Annotated in this window: 3 protein-coding genes; all 3 read left to right on the top strand. The window is 74.9% G+C overall.

All coding sequences use genetic code 11. From position 1 onward, the window contains the following. The first annotated feature begins 58 nt into the window (after positions 1-58). From ACIRU3_RS34990 to ACIRU3_RS35000, 3 genes are read left to right on the top strand one after another with little or no spacing between them, the layout of a single operon-like run. Complete coding sequence (locus ACIRU3_RS34990) at positions 59-13,807, top strand: SDR family NAD(P)-dependent oxidoreductase (RefSeq protein WP_404065188.1); 13,749 nt, start codon at positions 59-61, stop codon at positions 13,805-13,807. Between the two features lie 33 nt (positions 13,808-13,840). Continuing rightward, entirely contained in the window at positions 13,841-16,357 is a 2,517-nt protein-coding gene (locus ACIRU3_RS34995; RefSeq protein ID WP_404065191.1) for a thioester reductase domain-containing protein, read from the top strand. Next, complete coding sequence (locus tag ACIRU3_RS35000) at positions 16,354-17,493, top strand: alpha/beta hydrolase (RefSeq protein ID WP_404065194.1); 1,140 nt, start codon at positions 16,354-16,356, stop codon at positions 17,491-17,493. The genes ACIRU3_RS34995 and ACIRU3_RS35000 overlap by 4 nt, the downstream gene beginning before the upstream one ends. The last annotated feature ends 20 nt before the right edge of the window (positions 17,494-17,513 follow it).

Raw genomic sequence — 17,513 nt, forward strand, 5'->3', positions numbered from 1 at the left:
CCCGTCGTGCGGCACGGAAATCCAGCCTGAGCCCGAGTTCACGAGGACACCTGCCCAGATGCCTGCGAACGAGTTCCCGAAGCAGACCCCCGAGCCGTCCCTGACGACCTCCGAGGGAGTCCGGGCCTGGCTGGCATCGGCCGTCGCCGAGGCGGCCGGCACCGACCCGGCACACATCGACCCGCACCGGCCGCTCGCCGAGTTCGGCCTCGGCTCCCGCCAGTTGGTGACCCTGGCCGCCGAACTCGGCTCACTGACCGGCCGCCCCCTGGAGCCGTCGCTCGTCTTCAACCACCCCACGATCTCCGCCGTCGCGGACGCCGTCTTCGAACAGCCCCGGGCACAGGCACCGATACCCCGTCCCTCCGCGGCGCCGACCGGTGCCGGCGACGACGTGGCGATCATCTCCATGGCGTGCCGCTTCCCCGGCGGCGCCGACGACCCCGAGGCCCTGTGGCGACTGCTGGCCACGGGCGAGGACGCCATCTCCGAGGTCCCGGCGGGCCGTTGGGACACCCACGGCCTGCACGACCCCGACCCCGAGGCCACCGGCAAGGCCTACACCCTGCGCGGCGGCTTCCTCGACAGCGGCATCGACCGCTTCGACGCGGCCTTCTTCGGCATCTCCCCGCGTGAGGCGGCCGCCATGGACCCCCAGCAGCGGCTGCTCCTGCAGACCGCCTGGGAGGCCGTCGAGCGCGCCGGAATCCTCCCCGAGGCCCTGAACGGCAGTTCCACCGGCGTCTATCTCGGCCTGTACGACAGCGGCTACCTGGCCGCCGCCCCGCTCGCGCAACTCGACGGACACATCGGCACCGGCTCGGCGGCCAGCGTGGCCTCCGGACGCATCGCCTACACCCTCGGTCTGCAGGGACCGGCGGTGACCGTCGACACCGCCTGCTCGTCCTCGCTGGTCGCCCTGCACCTGGCGGCACGGGCCCTGGCGAGCGGGGAGTGCGACCTCGCCCTGGCCGGCGGGGCCACGCTGCTCGTCACCCCGCGCGGACACGTCGAGTTCAGCAGGCTGCGCGGGCTGTCTCCGTCGGGGCGGTGCAGTCCCTTCTCCGCCGAGGCGGACGGTGTCGTATGGGCCGAGGGCTGTGGTCTCGTCCTGCTCAAGCGGCACGCGGACGCGCGCCGGGACGGCGACCGGATCCTGGCCGTCGTCAAGGGCTCGGCGATCAACCAGGACGGCCGCAGCCAGGGCCTCAGCGCCCCCAACGGCCCGGCCCAGGAACGGGTGCTGCGCGCCGCCCTGGACGCGGCCGGCCTCACCCCGCACGACCTCGACCACGTGGAGGCCCACGGCACCGGCACCCGGCTGGGCGACCCCATCGAACTCCGGGCGCTGGCCGACGTGTTCGGCCCGGACCGCCCGGCCGATCGCCCCCTCGCCATCGGCTCCGTGAAGTCCAACATCGGCCACACCCAGGCCGCCGCGGGCATCGGCGGCGTCATCAAGACCGTCCTCGCACTCGGCCACGAGCACCTGCCCGCGTCCCTGCACGCCGAGCACCTCACCGACCACATCGACTGGTCCGGCAGCGGCCTGCGCGTGCAGAGCGCCGGACAGGTCTGGCCGCGCACCGGGGACAGGGTGCGCCGGGCCGGCGTCAGCGCCTTCGGGATCAGCGGCACCAACGCGCACGTGGTCCTGGAGGAGGCCCCCGAACCCCCGGCCCGCTCCACCCCCGCGGAGCAGCCCGCCCCCACCCTCTACCCGCTCTCCGCGCGCAACCTCCCCTCCCTCCAGCGCCAGGCCGCCCGGCTGCTCGACGCCTTCGAAACCCGCCCGGAGCTGCCGCTCCCCGCCGTCGCGGCGACCCTCGCCCGGCACCGCACCCACTTCGGCCACCGGGCCGTCGTCCAGGCAGCCGACCGGGCGCAGTTGCTCGACGGTCTGCGTGCCCTCGCCGACGGGAACCCCGACCCCGACCGCACCGCCGGCCCCGCGCAGGGCGCCTCCGCCGGGAAGCTCGCCTTCGTCTTCCCCGGACAGGGCAGCCAGTGGACCGGGATGGCCCGCGACCTGCTGGACCGGGACCCCGTGTTCGCCGACGAACTGGACCGCTGCGACGCCGCCCTGCGCCCGTTCACCGACTGGTCCGTGGCCGCCGTGCTGCGCGGCGACACCGGTGCCCCGTCCCTGGACCGCGTGGACGTCGTCCAGCCCGCCCTGTTCGCCGTGATGGTGTCGCTGGCCGCCGTGTGGCGGGCCCGGGGCGTCCGCCCGGACGCCGTGATCGGGCACAGCCAGGGCGAGGTCGCCGCGGCCTGCGTGGCCGGTTCCCTCAGCCTCAACGACGCGGCCGCCGTGGTCGCCCTGCGCAGCCAGGCGCTGACCGGCCTGTCCGGCACCGGCAGCATGGCCGTGATCGCGCTGCCCCACACCGAGGTGCGGGCCGCGCTCGACGACCTCGACGGATCCGTCTCGGTCGCCGCCCTCAACAGCGGCCGGGCGACCGTCGTCGCGGGTGCCGTCGAACCGCTGGAGGCGCTGCTCGCCGGGCTGGAAGCGCGCCAGGTGTTCGTCCGCCGTCTCGACGTCGACTACGCCTCCCACAGTGCCCAGGTCGAGCCCGTCCGCGACCGGATCACCGACGAACTCGACGGCGTCACGACGTACCCGACGGACATCGCCTGGTACTCCACGGTCACCGCCGAACCGGTCACCGGCGAACTGGACGCCGGCTACTGGTACACCAACCTCCGCGAAACCGTCCGCTTCGCGCCCACCGTCGAGCGCATGCTCGCCGACGGCTACCGCCACTTCGTCGAACTCGGTCCGCACCCCTCCTTGCTCACCGCGTTGCGCACCATCGGCGAGGACACCGGCCACGACCTGACCGCCGTCGCCTCGCTGGGCCGCGACGCGGACGGGCCCGCGTGCCTGGACCGGGCCGCCGCCGAACTCCACGTCCACGGAAGGCGCATCGACTGGCGCCGGCTGGTCCCGGACGGGGCCGGCGCCGATCTGCCGACCTACGCCTGGGACCCGCAGCGCCACTGGATCGAACCGGAGACCGCCGGCGGCGGCCCCACCCTGTTCGACCGGGCCGCGCACCCCTTCCTGGGCATCCAGCTCCAGTCCGCCGACGAGACCCGCTGGACCTTCCGCAACGAGTGGTCACCGGCCACCGCCGACTGGCTGCCGGACCACACCGTGTTCGGCCGCACCGTGGTCTCCGGCACCACCCTGATGGAGCTGTGCCGTGCCGCGCTCGCCGTGGCCCGCCCGGACGACCCGGCCGACGTCACCGACCTGCTCCTGCTCAGCCCCCTCGTCCTGCCGGGGTCCGGCACCGTCGAGGTCTCCGTCGAGGTCGTCACCGCCGCTCCCGTCCCCGAGATCACCGTGCACAGCCGCCCGCGCGGCCAGGACGCCCTCGGCTGGACCCTGCACGCCACCGCCTCCGCCGCCGAGCCGGCCCCGCCCGCCGCGGGCCGTCCCCCGCAGTGGCCGGAAGCCGCCGAAGAGGCCTGGACCGCGCAGACGTACGGCCGTCTGGCCGCCCTCGGCCTCGGCTACGGACCCGCCTTCCAGGCCGTACGGTCGGCGGTCACGACCGGCGACGGCGAACTCCTCGCCCGCCTCACCCTGCCCGCCACCGCCCGGGACCTGGCCGACCCGTACCCGGTGCACCCCGCCCTGCTGGACGCCGCCCTGCATGTGACCGCCGTCTTGGGCCCCGCTGACGGACGCGCCCTGCTGCCCGTCGCCGTGGGCCGTTGCGTCCTGCCGTCCGGCGGCGCGGGCGACCTGACCGCACAGGTGCGGCGCACCGGCGGCTCCGCCACGGACGTCACCCTGGACGTCACCCTGTGGGACGCCGACGGACTGCCCGCCGGACGCCTGGAGGCCGTGCGCCTGCGCGCCGCCGACCCGGCCGACCTCGACGCCGGCTCGGAGAACGCGCGGCACCTGTACGAGGTTGCCTGGACGGCCGTCACCGAGGAGGCGCCCGCCGCCGCACCGGACAGCACCTGGGCCGTGGCCGGCGACCCGGCCGACCCGCGGGCCGAGGCGGCTCTGGCAGACCTGGGCCGCCGAGAGACGGACGCCGACGTCGTCGTACGGTTCTGGCCGCGCCCCGCTCCGGAAGCCGAACCGGTCACCACCGCCCACGAATCGGCGGCCGCCGCGCTCGCCGAGCTGCAGCGGCTCATCGCGCTGCCCGAGGACCAGGCACCCGCCCGCACGGTGTGGGTGACCCACGGCGCGGTCGCCGTCGCGGAGGGCGACCCGGTGACCGGGCACGCCCAGTCGGTGCTGTGGGGCCTGGCCCGCAGTGCCCGTGCCGAACACCCGGACCTCGGGCTGACGCTGCTCGACCTCGACGGCACCGACCCCACGTCCGCGCTCCTGGCCGCCGCCGGTCTGGCCGGCGAACCCGAACTTGCCCTTCGAGACGGCACGTTGTTCGCACCCCGGCTGGTGCGCGCCCGGCCGGCGGACGCCCGGCGCGGGCCGGCGGAGGACCAGGACGAGCCGACCGGCCCGCCGGGCGAACCCGGCGCCGGCCGCATCCCCACGGACGGAACCGTCCTGATCACCGGCGGTCTGGGAGCCGTCGGCCGGCACCTCGCCCACCTTCTCGCCCGACGAGGCGTTCCCCGGCTCCTGCTGACGGCCCGCAAGGGCGCCGAAGACCCCCGCGCCACCGGGACGCTCGCCGAGCTGGGCGCGCTCGGCGCCGCGGCCGAGGTCGTCGCCTGCGACGTCAGCGACCCGGCCGCCGTCGCCGGCGTACTCGCCCGCGTCGGCGAGGAGTTCCCGCTGCGCGGTGTCGTGCACTGTGCCGGGATCCTCGACGACGGGGTCGTGGCCGAGCTGACGCCCGAGCGGATGGAGCGGGTGCTGCGGCCCAAGGCCGACGGGGCCCTCCATCTGCACCGGCTCACCGCCGACGCCCCGCTGGACCTGTTCCTGCTGGTGTCCTCGGCCGCCGGCGTGGTGGGCAACGCGGGCCAGGGCAACTACGCGGCCGCCAACGTCCTCCTCGACCAACTCGCCCACCACCGGCGGGCCCTGGGACTGCCCGGCCTCTCCGTCTCCTTCGGCGCCTGGGCCGGTGAGGGCCTCGCCGCGGCGCACGCCGACCTGGACCGCATGGCCCGGCTCGGCCACCGCGCCCTCACCCCGGACCAGGGCCTCGACCTCGTCGCGCTGGCCCTGCGGCGAGGTGCCCCGCACCTGGTCGCCTGGGCCCTCGACCTGCCTCGGCTGCGCTCGTCGGACGCCGCGCACACCGCCCTGTGGCGCTCGCTGCTGCCCCCGCAGCGCACCACGCCGGACGCGGGGGACGCCCTGGCCGACCGCCTGGCCCGGCTGCCCGAGCCCGAGCGGGCCGAACGCGTCCTGGCCCTGGTCCGTGACGAGGCCTCCCGCGCCCTCGGCCTGCGCTCGGCCGAGTCCGTACGCCCCGACCAGCCACTGCGCGACCTCGGCATGGACTCCGTCACCGCCGTCGAACTGCGCAACCGCATCAGCGCCCGCCTGGGCACCCGTCTGCCCGCCACCCTCCTCTTCGACCATCCCAGCGCCGACCGGCTGGCCGAGTACCTCCTCGCGCACGCCCTCGGCCGTACCGCGCGCCGGGACACACCCCAGCCGCAGCGCGTCCACCGGGCGGCGGTCGACGAACCGATCGCCATCGTGGCCATGGCCTGCCGGCTTCCCGGCGGGGTCAGCGACCCGGAGGGACTGTGGCGGCTGGTCGCCGACGGCCGCGACGCGGTCGGCCCGTTCCCGGCCGGACGCTGGGACGTGGAGGCGCTCTACGACCCCGACCCGGACGCCCTCGGCAAGTCCTACGCCCGTGAGGGCGGTTTCCTGGACGACATCGAGTCCTTCGACGCGGGATTCTTCGGCATCACCCCGAAGGAGGCCGCCGCCATGGACCCCCAGCAGCGGCTGCTGCTGGAGACGGCCTGGGAGGCGCTGGAACGCGCAGGCATCGTGCCCGCCCGGCTCGCGGGCAGCACCACCGGCGTGTACGTCGGCATGTTCGGGAGCGACTACCTGGCCGGCTCCCGCCTCGACCAGCTCGACGGCTACGTCGGCACCGGCTCGGCGCTCAGCGTCGCCTCCGGCCGGCTGGCGTACGCGCTCGGCCTGCACGGACCGGCGCTGACCGTGGACACGGCCTGCTCGTCCTCCCTGGTGGCGACCCACCTGGCCGTCCAGGCGCTGCGCTCCGGCGAGTGCGACCTCGCCCTGGCCGGCGGCGTGACGCTGATGGTGACCCCGCAGACCTTCGTGGAGTTCAGTCGGCTGCGCGGACTCTCCCCGACCGGCCGCTGCCGCTCCTTCTCCGACGACGCCGACGGCGCGATCTGGGCCGAGGGCGCGGGCATGCTCGTCCTCAAGCGGCTCGGCGACGCCGAGCGGGACGGCGACGAGGTGCTCGCCGTGCTGCGTGGCACGGCCGTCAATCAGGACGGTCGCAGCCAGGGCCTGTCCGCGCCCAACGGCCCGGCCCAGGAACAGGTGATCCGCCGCGCGCTGGAGCTGTCCGGGCTGGCGCCCGCCGACATCGACCACATCGAGGCGCACGGGACCGGCACCACCCTCGGCGACCCGATCGAGGCCAACGCCCTGGCCGAGGTCTTCGCCGGCTCCCGCCCCCAGGACCGCCCGCTGCACCTGGGCTCGCTGAAGTCCAACATCGGCCATGTGCAGGCCGCTTCGGGCGTCGCCGGGCTGATCAAGGTCGTGCAGTCGCTGCGCCACCGGACCCTGCCGCCCACCCTCCACGCGGACACGCCGAGCCGGCACGTCGAATGGGACGGCAGCGGGCTGCGGCTGCTCAAGGAAGCGGTCGCCTGGCCGGCCACGGCGGAGCGGGTGCGGCGGGCCGGCGTCAGCGCCTTCGGCATCAGCGGGACCAACGCCCACGTGATCGTGGAGGAGGCCCCGGCCAGGGCGCCGCAGGAGGCGGAACTCCCCGACGGAAAGCGCCTGTTCGTGCTCTCCGGGCGCAGCGCGGCAGGGCTGCGCGGGCAGGCGTCCCGGCTGGCCCGGCATGTCACCGACGGCACCACCCTCCCCGACGTCGCCCACACCCTGGCCCGGCACCGCAGCCACTTCGAGTGGCGCGCCGCGGTCGTCGCGGGCGACCGGGACGAACTGCTCTCCTCCCTCAAGGCGTTGGGCAGCGGACGCAAGCCCGTGCCCGCGCCCCGCGAGGACCAGACCGGCAAGGTCGCCTTCGTCTTCGCCGGGCACGGCGGCCAATGGACCGGCATGGGCCTGGAGCTGCTGTCCCACTCCGAGGCCTTCGGGGCGGAGCTGACCCGCATCGACGCGGCCGTCCAGCGGCAGGCCGGCTGGTCGGTGCTCAACGTACTGCGCGCACCCGAGGAGTTCTCCCCGCTCGATCGCACCGAATACCTCCAGCCGGTCCTCTTCGCCCTCAACGCGGCCCTCGCCACCGCCTGGCGGGAGCTCGGCGTCACCCCGGACGCGGTCGTCGGCCACAGTCTCGGCGAGATCGCCGCCGCCTACAGTGCCGGCGCCCTCACCCTGGACGACGCCGTGACGGCCGTCACCGGCCGGGCCGCGGCGGTCGTCCCGCTCGTCGGGCACGGCGGCATGCTCGCCGTGGAGCTGCCGCTCGCGGACGTCGAGGAGCTGCTGGAGCCCTACGCCGGCCGGCTGTTCGTCGGAGCCGTCAACGGCCCCGGCGCCACCGCCGTCTCCGGCGAGGCGGAGGCGCTCACCGCACTGCACCGCCGACTGGAGGAGCGCGGCATCCCCACCCGGGTCCTGTCGACGCCGTTCGCCTCGCACACCCCGCTCATGGAACCGCTGCGCGCCGAACTCCTCGACCGCTTCTCCGGCATCCGCGGCACCCGCACACCGACCCCGCTCTACTCGTCGGTGCTCGCCGAACCGGTCCCCGGGGACGGCCTTGACGCCGGCTACTGGTTCGCGAACCTGAGCCGTCCGGTCCGCTTCGCGGACACGATCACACGGATGCTGGACGACGGCTACCGCTACTTCGTGGAACTCAGCCCGCACCCCTCGCTCACCTCGGCGATCGAGGCCGTCGCGGCCGAGGCCGGAATCGACGCGGTCGGCGTCGGCTCGCTGCGCCGCGGCCGGGACGGGCACGACGTACTGCTCGGCAGGCTGGGGGAGTTGTACACGGCCGGGCACACACCCGACTGGACGGCGCTGTTCCCGCACGGCCGCCGCACCGACCTGCCCACCTACGCCTTCGCCCGTGAACGCCACTGGCTCGCCCCCGTCCAGGCCGGCACCACCGGCGGCTCACCGCTGCTCGGCACCCACGTCCAGGCCAGCGACGAACCCGGCCGGGACCTCTTCCAGAGCGAACTCGACCTGAACGACAGCCGCTTCGCCTATCTGACCGACCACCAGGTCACGGGCGAGGTGTGGCTGCCGGGCGCCGCCTTCCTCGACATGGTTCTGGAGGCCGCGACCACGCTCTCGGACGGCGACGAGGCGCAGCTGTCCGACGTCCGGTTCGTCCAGCCGCTGCGACTGGACGCCGACCGGCCCGTACGGCTGCAGCTGGTGCTGCGGCCCGCCGAGGACGGCTACAGGGACTTCTCCGTCGCGTCGGCCGCCGCAGGCGAGCGACAGCCTCGGTGGCAGCGGCACATGACCGGACGCCTCGCCCTCGCACCCGAGCCCCTGACGGACGCGGGCACCGACCCGGTGCCCCAACGGGCGACGCTCGACGGGCGAACGTCGCCCGCCGGGGCACTGGCCGCCCTGCGCGAGCGCTGCGCCGAGCGGGTCGACCTGCCCGCCGTCTACGCCGGCCTCGCCGCCCTCGGCATCGACTACGGCCCCGCCTTCCGGGGCCTCGAGGAGGGCCACCGGGACGGCGGCACGACAGCGGTGGCCCGCCTGGCCGCCCGGCCCGCCGCCGGTCACCTGCTGCACCCCGCCACGCTCGACGCCTCCTTCCACACGGCCGCGCTGCCCGCGGCCGCCCCGGAGGGAAGGGCGTTCGTGCCCGCCGGTGCCGGACACGTGCGCTTCACCGGACTGCGCACCGCACCCGCCTGGGTGAGCTGCGACCTGCGCGCGGTGGACGGCGACACCGCCGTCCTCGACCTCCGCCTGTGGGACGAGGACGGCCGACTCGTCCTCGCGGCCGACGAGTTCCGGCTCGCCGCACTCTCCCCCCTGGACGGCGCCCTCTTCGAGACCCGCTGGCAGCCCCGGCCCGAAGCACAGGAACCGCCGGCCACGGGCGGCTGGCTCATCCTCGCCGACGAAACGGGCGTGTCCGACGAACTCGCCCGTCGGTTCGGCGACTTGACACCGCACGTCGTCGCCCGCCAGGGCACCGCGTACGGCGCCGAGGGGCCCGGCCGCTACGTCCTCGACCCGGCCGACCCGGCCCAGCTGACCCGCCTGCTGGACGAGGCCTTCGCGGACGCCCCGCCCGAGCGTGTGGTCCAGCTGTCCGCGCTCGACGCCCCGCCGGTCTCCGACGACCGCAGCGCCGAAGAGGCCGCCCGGCTCTGCTGCCTGACCACCCTCCACCTGGTCCGGGCCCTCACCGAACGAGAGCGGCCCGCAGGCCGGACGACGCGCCTGTTCGTCGTCGTCCGCGGCAGCCAGGCCGCCGGTGACAGCACAGCGGTGACCCATCCGCAGCAAGCCCTCGCCTGGGGCTTCGGACTCACCGTGGCCCAGGAACACCCGGAACTCGCCACCACGCTGGTCGACCTCCCCGCAGAGGGCGGTACCGAGGCCCTGTGGACGCAGCTGTGGCACGCGGACGACGAACGCCTCGTCGCGCTGCGCGGCGCCGCCCGCCTCGTCCCGCGCCTGGCCCGCACCCGCCCCGACGACGGCGACCACCCCGAACTGCCGGACGGTGTGCACCTGATCACGGGTGGCCTGGGCGGCCTCGGCCGGGTCGTCGCCGAACGGCTGGTGCGCCGGGGCGCCCGGCGGCTCGCCCTGCTGAGCCGCGGCACGCCCGACGCCGCCGCCACCGACTGGATCCGGGGCCTCGAACAGCGCGGTGTCAGCGTCCACCTTCCCCGCGCCGACGTCGCCGACCGCGCCGGCCTCTCCGCCGCCCTGGACGCCGTACGCCGCGAAGCCGGCCCCGTCGTCACCGTGGTCCACGCCGCCGGTGTCCTCGACGACGCCACCCTGGCGAACCTCACCGAGGAGCGCGTCCGGCGCGTCCTCGCGCCCAAGGTGCTCGGCACCGCCCTGCTCACCGAACTGGTCCCGGAGGCCGGGAACCTGGTCCTGTTCGCCTCCGCGGCCGGTCTGCTGGGCTCGGCAGGCCAGAGCCCGTACGCGGCGGCGAACGCCTTCCTCGACGCCTGGGCGCACCACCTCTCCCGATCCGGCCGGCGGGCGCTGAGCCTGGACTGGGGCGCCTGGGCGGGCGTCGGCATGGTCGCCGGGTCCGGCACCCGGGCCGCCGAGACCAGCCGCTCGGGCCTGGTCGCCTTCTCCCCGCAGGACGGCGGCGAGATGTTCGAACGGGTGCTGACCACCGCGCGCCGCCAGCTCGCCCCGATCGCCCTCGACTGGGACCTGCTCGCCCTCGACCCGGACGCGGCACGCAGCCGCCCGCTGCTCGCCGACCTGGTCACCGCCCCGGCCGCAGGCGGGGGCACCGACGACCTCGTGCAGAAGGTGTTCGCGGCCGCCACCGGGCAGGAGCGCGACCAGTGGCTCGAGACCTATGTGCGGGCCCGGGTCGGCGAGGTCTCCGGCGGTGCGGTGGACGTGTACGCCACCACGGCCCTGAAGGAACTCGGCCTGGACTCGCTGATGCTGGTCAGGCTGCGCAACACTTTCGCCCGCGAACTGGGCGTCGACCTCCCGGCCGCCGACATGTTCTCGGCCGCCGACCTCCGCGGCCTCGCCCGCGCCCTCGGCGAGTCCCTGCCCGAGCGTGCCGCGCCGGCCGAGCGGGCCGAGAGCGCACCGGCGCGGGAGGTGCCCGAGACCGAACTGCGGCCCGCGACCCGGGATGTCGTACGCCTCCTGCGCAGCGCCCAGCCGGGGATGCCCCACGCCGCTCACGGCGTCGGCCTGGCCGTACGGCTCACCGCGCCGACCACCCGCGAAGCCCTCACCGGCATCCTCGACCGGCTCGCCGCCCGCCACGCCGCCCTGCGCACGGCCGTCGTGAGCGGTGCCGAGGGCGGCCGGCAGCTGCGGGTGGACCGGCGGCCCCCCGCGCCGCTGCTGCGGTGGACCGAGGCCACGGAGGCGGACCCCGCCGAACGGCTGCGGCTGCTCCTGGAGCCGCCGTTCGATCTGGCTGTACCGCCGCTGTGGCGGTTCGAGCTCGCCGACGGCGGCCCGCGCGGCCAGATCCTGGTGTTCGGCGCCCACCACTCCGTCAGTGACCTGCAGTCCCTGCTCCTCGTGGCCGCCGAGATCGACGCCGAACTGGCCGGCACCCCGCTGGACGGCACCGTCACCAACCGGGACATCGACCTGCTGATCGAAGCCCAGCACGATGGCGGCGACGGCCCGGGGGACGACTGGCGCGCGGCCTTCCAGGGCAGCGCACGGCTCGACCTGACCCTTGCGCGCCCGCGTCCGGAAACCCGCTCCTACCGCTCCGGAAGCGTCACCGTGAGCGTCCCCGACGGGCTCATGGAGCGGATCTCGGCCGCCGCGAGCGGGATGGCCGTCACCCCTGCCGCATTCTGCCTCGGCACCCTCACGGTGCTGCTGGCCAGGAAGCGGGAACGGGAGCGGTTCGCGCTCGCCGTGCCTGTGGACACCCGCATCCACGCCGACGCGTCCGGCGCGGTGGGCTTCTTCGGTGTCCCCGTGCCCTTCCCCGCCCAGGCGGCGGCGGGGGACCGGGTCGCGGACGTGCTGGCCCGCACCGACCACCGGCTGCGGCAGATCCTGGCGAGGGGAGCGATGTTCTCCGACGTCCTCGCCACGCTCGCCCGGCAGGGCCTGCACCGCGCCAACGCCCCGCTCGTCGAGGTGTACTTCAACTACGTCCGCTTCTCGGGCCGGCTGACCCGTCTGGAGGTGCTGCCCGCCGGTGTCGGCCACACCGACCTGGACCTGATGATCACCATGACCCCGGACTCGGGAACCGTCCGGCTCGACCACAACCTCGACATCCTGGACGCGCAGACCGCGACCGAACTCGGCGAGGAGTTCCTGGAGTTGCTTGCGCAGACGGCCGAGGACGGGACCGTGATCGTACGGGAGGACGCGCAGGCCGTACACCGGGAACCGGCCGAGGGACCGCGGCTCGCCCTCGCGGCCACCTTTGCCCTCGGCAACCTGCCCCTGATGTGCGAGGCGGCGCTGGAGGACGAGCGGGCGACCGTCGCCGAGGCGCCCTACCACCAGGTGCTCGCCGCCCTCCAGGACCCGTCAGGAGAGCTCGCCGACCCCGCCACCGCGGTGGGCGTCGTCCTGCTGCGGGCCGCCGACCTGGAGCGATTTGGAGCGGTGGAGGACACGGTCCTCGCCGAACTGCGCAGCGCCTACCCGGCCGCGCTGAGGTCCCTCGCCGAACGCACCCGCAGGCCGCTCGTCGTCGGCATCCTGCCGACCGCCGGGGCCGAGGACCGCCTCCTCGACTGGGAGCGGGCGATCGCAGCCGATCTGGCCGAACTGCCCGGTATCGCGGTGCTGGGACCGGACGAGTGGACCCGCCACCACACCGTCGAGGCTCCCTTCGACGAACGCACCGAGCGCCTCGCCCACCTGCCCTTCACCCCCGCCTTCCAGGCGGCCGTCGCGCTGCGCGTGGCCGAGGTGGTACGGGCGGTACGGCGCCCCGCGCCCAAGGTGATCGCCGTCGACGGCGACGAGACCCTGTGGGGAGGAGTGGCCGGCGAGAGCGGTCCGGACGCCGTGGACCTCAGCGGCCCCCGCGCCCTGCTGGCCCGCAGGCTGCTCCAGTGGCGGGCGGCCGGCGCGCTGCTGGCCCTGGTCAGCAACAACGACGAGGCCACGGTGCGGGCCGTCCTCGACCGCCCCGACAGCCTGCTGAAGGCCGAGCACTTCAGCGTGGTGTCCGCCGCCTGGAACCCCAAGCCGGACCGCCTCGCCGAAGCCGCCCGCACCCTCAACCTGGGCCTGGACAGCTTCCTGTTCCTGGACGACAACCCGGCCGAGATCGCCAGGATGCGCTCGGCGCTTCCGCAGGTGCTGTCCGTGACCTGTCCTCCGGCCGGCGAACTAGACGCGTTCCTGGACCGGTTGTGGCCCCTCGTCCCGGCCGCGGCGACCGCGGAGGACGCCCTGCGCGCCCGGTTCTACGCACAGGAGCGCGAGCGTGAATCCGTCCGCGAGGCCGCCGGGTTCGAGGAGTTCCTCGCCCAGCTGAACCTGGAGGTCGACATCCGCGAGCTGACCGGCCCGGACGTCGAGCGGGGCGAGCAACTGGTGCGTCGCACCAACCAGTTCACCCTGCGCGCCCGCTCCGCCGACGGCGGCGACCTCACCCGGTGGCGTGAGCAGGGCGAGGTGTGGACGGCGGCGGCCCGGGACCGCTTCGGCGACTACGGTCAGATCGCACTGCTCGCATTCACCTCCGAAGGCGACCAACTCGACGTCCATGCCTGGCTGATGAGCTGCCGAGCCCTCGGCCGCGGTGTCGAGGAACGGCTCCTCGGGCGGCTCGCCGACCGGGCCGAACAGCTGGGCTGCGCCAAGGTCCGGCTCAGCGCGGAGCGCACCCCGCGCAACGCACCGGCCCGTCGGCTGCTCGCCGCGCTCGGCGGCGGCGACCCGGACGACGAACGGCTGGACGTCGTGGTCACGCCCGAGCATCTGCGGGCGTTCCGCTCCTGGGAGCAGCGGTGACGAACAAGACCAAGCACTACGTGAAGGGCTCTCATGCGTGACGTGAACGAGGAACCGGCCGACGCCGGCCGGCGGGCGATCGCCGAGTCGATCGAACGGGGCGGCGGCGGACTCGGCGTGGCCGGTCTGCTGGCCAAGGTACGGGCGACGGACACCGTGCCCGAGCCCGCCCCGGTCCCGGCGCCCGACCTGGACGGCCTGACGGCGACCATCGCCGCAGCGGCCGGCCGCCACCTGCCCTCCGGCCGGCTGGCGCCCGACGCCGACTTCTTCGACGCGGGCGGTACCTCCGTCGACGCGGTGGAACTGGCCGCCGAGCTGGAGAGCGAGCTGGGCATCGAGGTCGACCTGGACGAGGTGTTCGCCGACGCCCGGCCGGTCAGCCTGGCCCGACGGTGGCTACTGCTGCTCGGGCACACCGCGCCCCCGGCGCCGTCGGCCGCACCGGCGCGCCCCGCCGCGCAGGAGGTCCCACAGGACGCGGCGTCCTCGGCCGTGCAGGCACCTCCCGCCGTGGCGGCGACCTCCGCGGTCGCGTTTCCCTCGGCCGCTCCGGCGCCGATCGCCGCACCGGAGGTCCGCCGGGGCGCGGCCCCCTCGGCGCCGCCGTCGCCCCTCGCATCCCCGGTTGCCGCCCCGAGCGCACTTCCCGTCCCGTACCCGCGCACCCCGCCCCCCGTACCGAGCACCCCCTACCGAGCCGGAGAGCCGCACTCCCGGGCCCGCCAGGAGGACCTCGACCAGATCCTCGCCGACCTCGCCCTCGCCGACCGGCTCCCCTTCACCGATGTGCCCGAGCCGCTGCCGCCCCGTCGGATTCTGCTGACCGGCGCGACCGGCTTCCTCGGCAGCCACATGCTGCTCGACCTGTTGCGGCACAGCGACGCCCACGTCTACTGCCTGGTCCGGGCGGCGGACGAGGCCGCCGCGGCCGAGCGGCTCGGCGCCCAGCTGCGCAGCTACAGACTGCCGTGGTCCGCGGAGATACGCCGGCGCATCACCGTGCTGCCCGGCGACATCCGCCGCCCCCGCCTCGGCCTCACCGACGAGCAGTGGGCGAGCCTTGCGCACGAACTCGACAGCATCGTCGGTGTCGCCGCCGCCGTGGACTTCCTGCGCGGCTACCACTCGCTGCGCGGCAGCAACGTCCTCGGCGCGCTCACGCTCGCCGAACTCGCCGCGACCGGCCGCCCCAAGCCCCTGCACCACATCTCGTCCATCGCCGTGTTCAACGAGGTCGGGATCACCTCCATGGGCGAGGACGACCCGCTCGCCCATGTCGACCGGCTCGTCTCCGGCTACGACCAGTCCAAGTGGGCCGCCGAGGTCGCCCTGCGCCGCGCCCGCGACCATGGGCTCGTCGTCACCGCACTCCGCCCCGGCGGGATCGGCGGTCACACCCGGACCGGCGCCTACAACCCGCAGGACCTCAGCAGCGGACTGATCTCCGCCTTCGGCCGCTTCCGCACCGTACCGGCGTTCCACTACCTCAACGCGGCCCCCGTGGACTGGGTCAGCCGGGTCGCGGTCGCCGCGATCTGCGAGCCCGACGCCTGGGGCTTCGACTACAACCTCACAGGCGTCCCCAACACCCCGGAAGACGTCGTACGGGACATGGCCTTCGGCGGCATGCACGTACGCGTCCAGGACTGGGACGAGTGGCGCACCGACACCCTGGCCCGTCTGGAGGCCGAGCCGGTGCCCGAACTGGGCTTCCTCTCCCGGGTGTTGCAAAGCCCCACCGCGCTGAAGCTGTGCGAGGCCACGCTGAAGGGCCCGGCCGCCGGCGCCGAGCGCACCGACGCCCTGGTCGCCGCGCTCGGTCTCACGCCCGCCGCCCGGTACGACGCCCGGGCCCAGCTGAAGACCTTCGAGAAGCTCGCCGACGACGGGCTGGCCCGGCTCCCGCACAAGGACGACCAGCCCTACCTCTGGTTCTCCGAGACCACCGAGGGCACCGTCGGGCCGGTCGGAGCCGCAGCGGCGACCCCCTGCTCGATGGCGCTCACCCTGTCCATAGCAGGTATGCACCAGCTGGTCAGGGAGCGCCGGGTGGACGTCACCGGCGAGGTGACCTGCCCGGCCGTCCATCCCGAGCCGCTGACCGTGGAGCGCGGTGACGTCTGGGTCCGCCCGGAGGAGGGCATCCCGCTCCAGCACGGCCTGCGGCATCAACTGCTGCGCTACCGGCTGAAGCTGCGCGACGCGGACGGCGGACTGTGGTGGCTGGAGGGCCGCAAGTATGCGCGGGCCCGGCGGGACGTGTGGCGGCAGACGAGGGCGCTCACCGTGGAGATCGGCCGCGAGGGCGAGGCCGCGAGTCTGCTGGGCGAGGTCGTCGTGCCCGCCGACTCCTACGTCCGCGACCAGATCGACGGCATCCGCGTCGATCCGCGCCTGACCAGTCAGGAGAAGCGGGCCGCCAAGCTGACCTGGCTCGCCTGGTTCGGTGTGGAGATGGGCCGCGGACTGCTCGCCCCCTTCGCCCGGGCCGCGGCGGACCTGCTCGACCTGCGCCGCACCCCCACTTTCACGGAGCACAGCCGATGATCTTCAGGACCACCCCTTCCCGGACGGCCCGGCCGGCGCTCCGCAGGGTCCGCACCACCGCGGCCCTCCGCCCCCTGCGCCACCGCCTCGACCCCGCCCGCGTGGAGGAGATCCCGTTCCGCACGAGCGACGGCGTCCGTCTCGGCCTGACCCGCGTCGGCACCGGCGACCCGGCCCGGCCCGCGGTGCTGCTCCTGCACGGGCACACCGCGTCCGCCGACATGTTCCTGCAGCCCGAGACCCGCAACCTCGTGGACGTTCTCCTCGACGAGGGCTACGAACCCTGGCTGCTGGACTGGCGGGGCAGCTGCAGGCTGCCGTACAACGAGACCGGCCGCCGGTACACCTACGACGACGTGGCGCTGTACGACATTCCCGAGGCCGTCGCCCACGTACGGCAACAGATCGGCGACCGCCCGCTGTTCGTCGTCGCCCACTGCATCGGCTCGCTCGCCCTGTCCATGAGCATGGCGGCCGGGCTGGTGCCGGGCCTGGCGGGCGTGGTCTCCCAGGGGGTCTTCCTGACGCCCAAGATGGCCGGCCGGACCTCGCTGCGCATGTCCGTGGCGGGGGAGCTGCTGAAGACCCGGATCGACCACATCCCGGTCGACTTCCGCAAGGTGGGTCTGTGGTCGAAGTACACCCCGCTGTTCGCGCTGGCCGGCCGCAAGGCGGGCTGCCCCGATCCGACCTGCCAGATCCTGCACCACTCGGCCTGGGGCACGGGCGCCTCGCTGTTCGTCCACGAGAACCTGGCCGACACCACCCACGACCGGCTCGCCGAACTCCTCGGTCCCGCCCCGCTGTGGATCCTGCCCCATCTGCGCCGGATCGAGCTGGCCCGCAGCGTCGTCCGCTGGCACGACACCGACCACCGCTACCGGGCGCTGCCGCCCAACGCGCTGGACGCGGCCGCCCGCATCGACACCCCGGTCCTGCTGCTCGCGGGCAGCGAGAACGGGCTGTGGCTGGACTCGCAGCAGCTCTGCCACGAGGTGCTGGCCCGCCGGCAGCCGCAGCTGGACGTCTCCTACACCGAGATCCCCGGCTACGGTCACCTGGACACCTTCCTGGGCCGGGGCGCCGCCCTCGACGTCTTCGGTCACATCCTCGAATTCCTGGGGGAACGCCGGTGACGGAGGGCCATGAAGCCGGA

It is taken from the genome of Streptomyces sp. NPDC101151 (genome assembly GCF_044768335.1).
Taxonomy (GTDB): Bacteria; Actinomycetota; Actinomycetes; order Streptomycetales; family Streptomycetaceae; genus Streptomyces.

What these genes read in the sequence shown, in the direction of transcription:
- ACIRU3_RS34990 (WP_404065188.1), top strand. Translation starts at nt 59, where the DNA reads ATGCCTGCGAACGAGTTCCCGAAGCAGACCCCCGAGCCGTCCCTGACG.
- ACIRU3_RS34995 (WP_404065191.1), top strand. Translation starts at nt 13,841, where the DNA reads ATGCGTGACGTGAACGAGGAACCGGCCGACGCCGGCCGGCGGGCGATC.
- ACIRU3_RS35000 (WP_404065194.1), top strand. Translation starts at nt 16,354, where the DNA reads ATGATCTTCAGGACCACCCCTTCCCGGACGGCCCGGCCGGCGCTCCGC.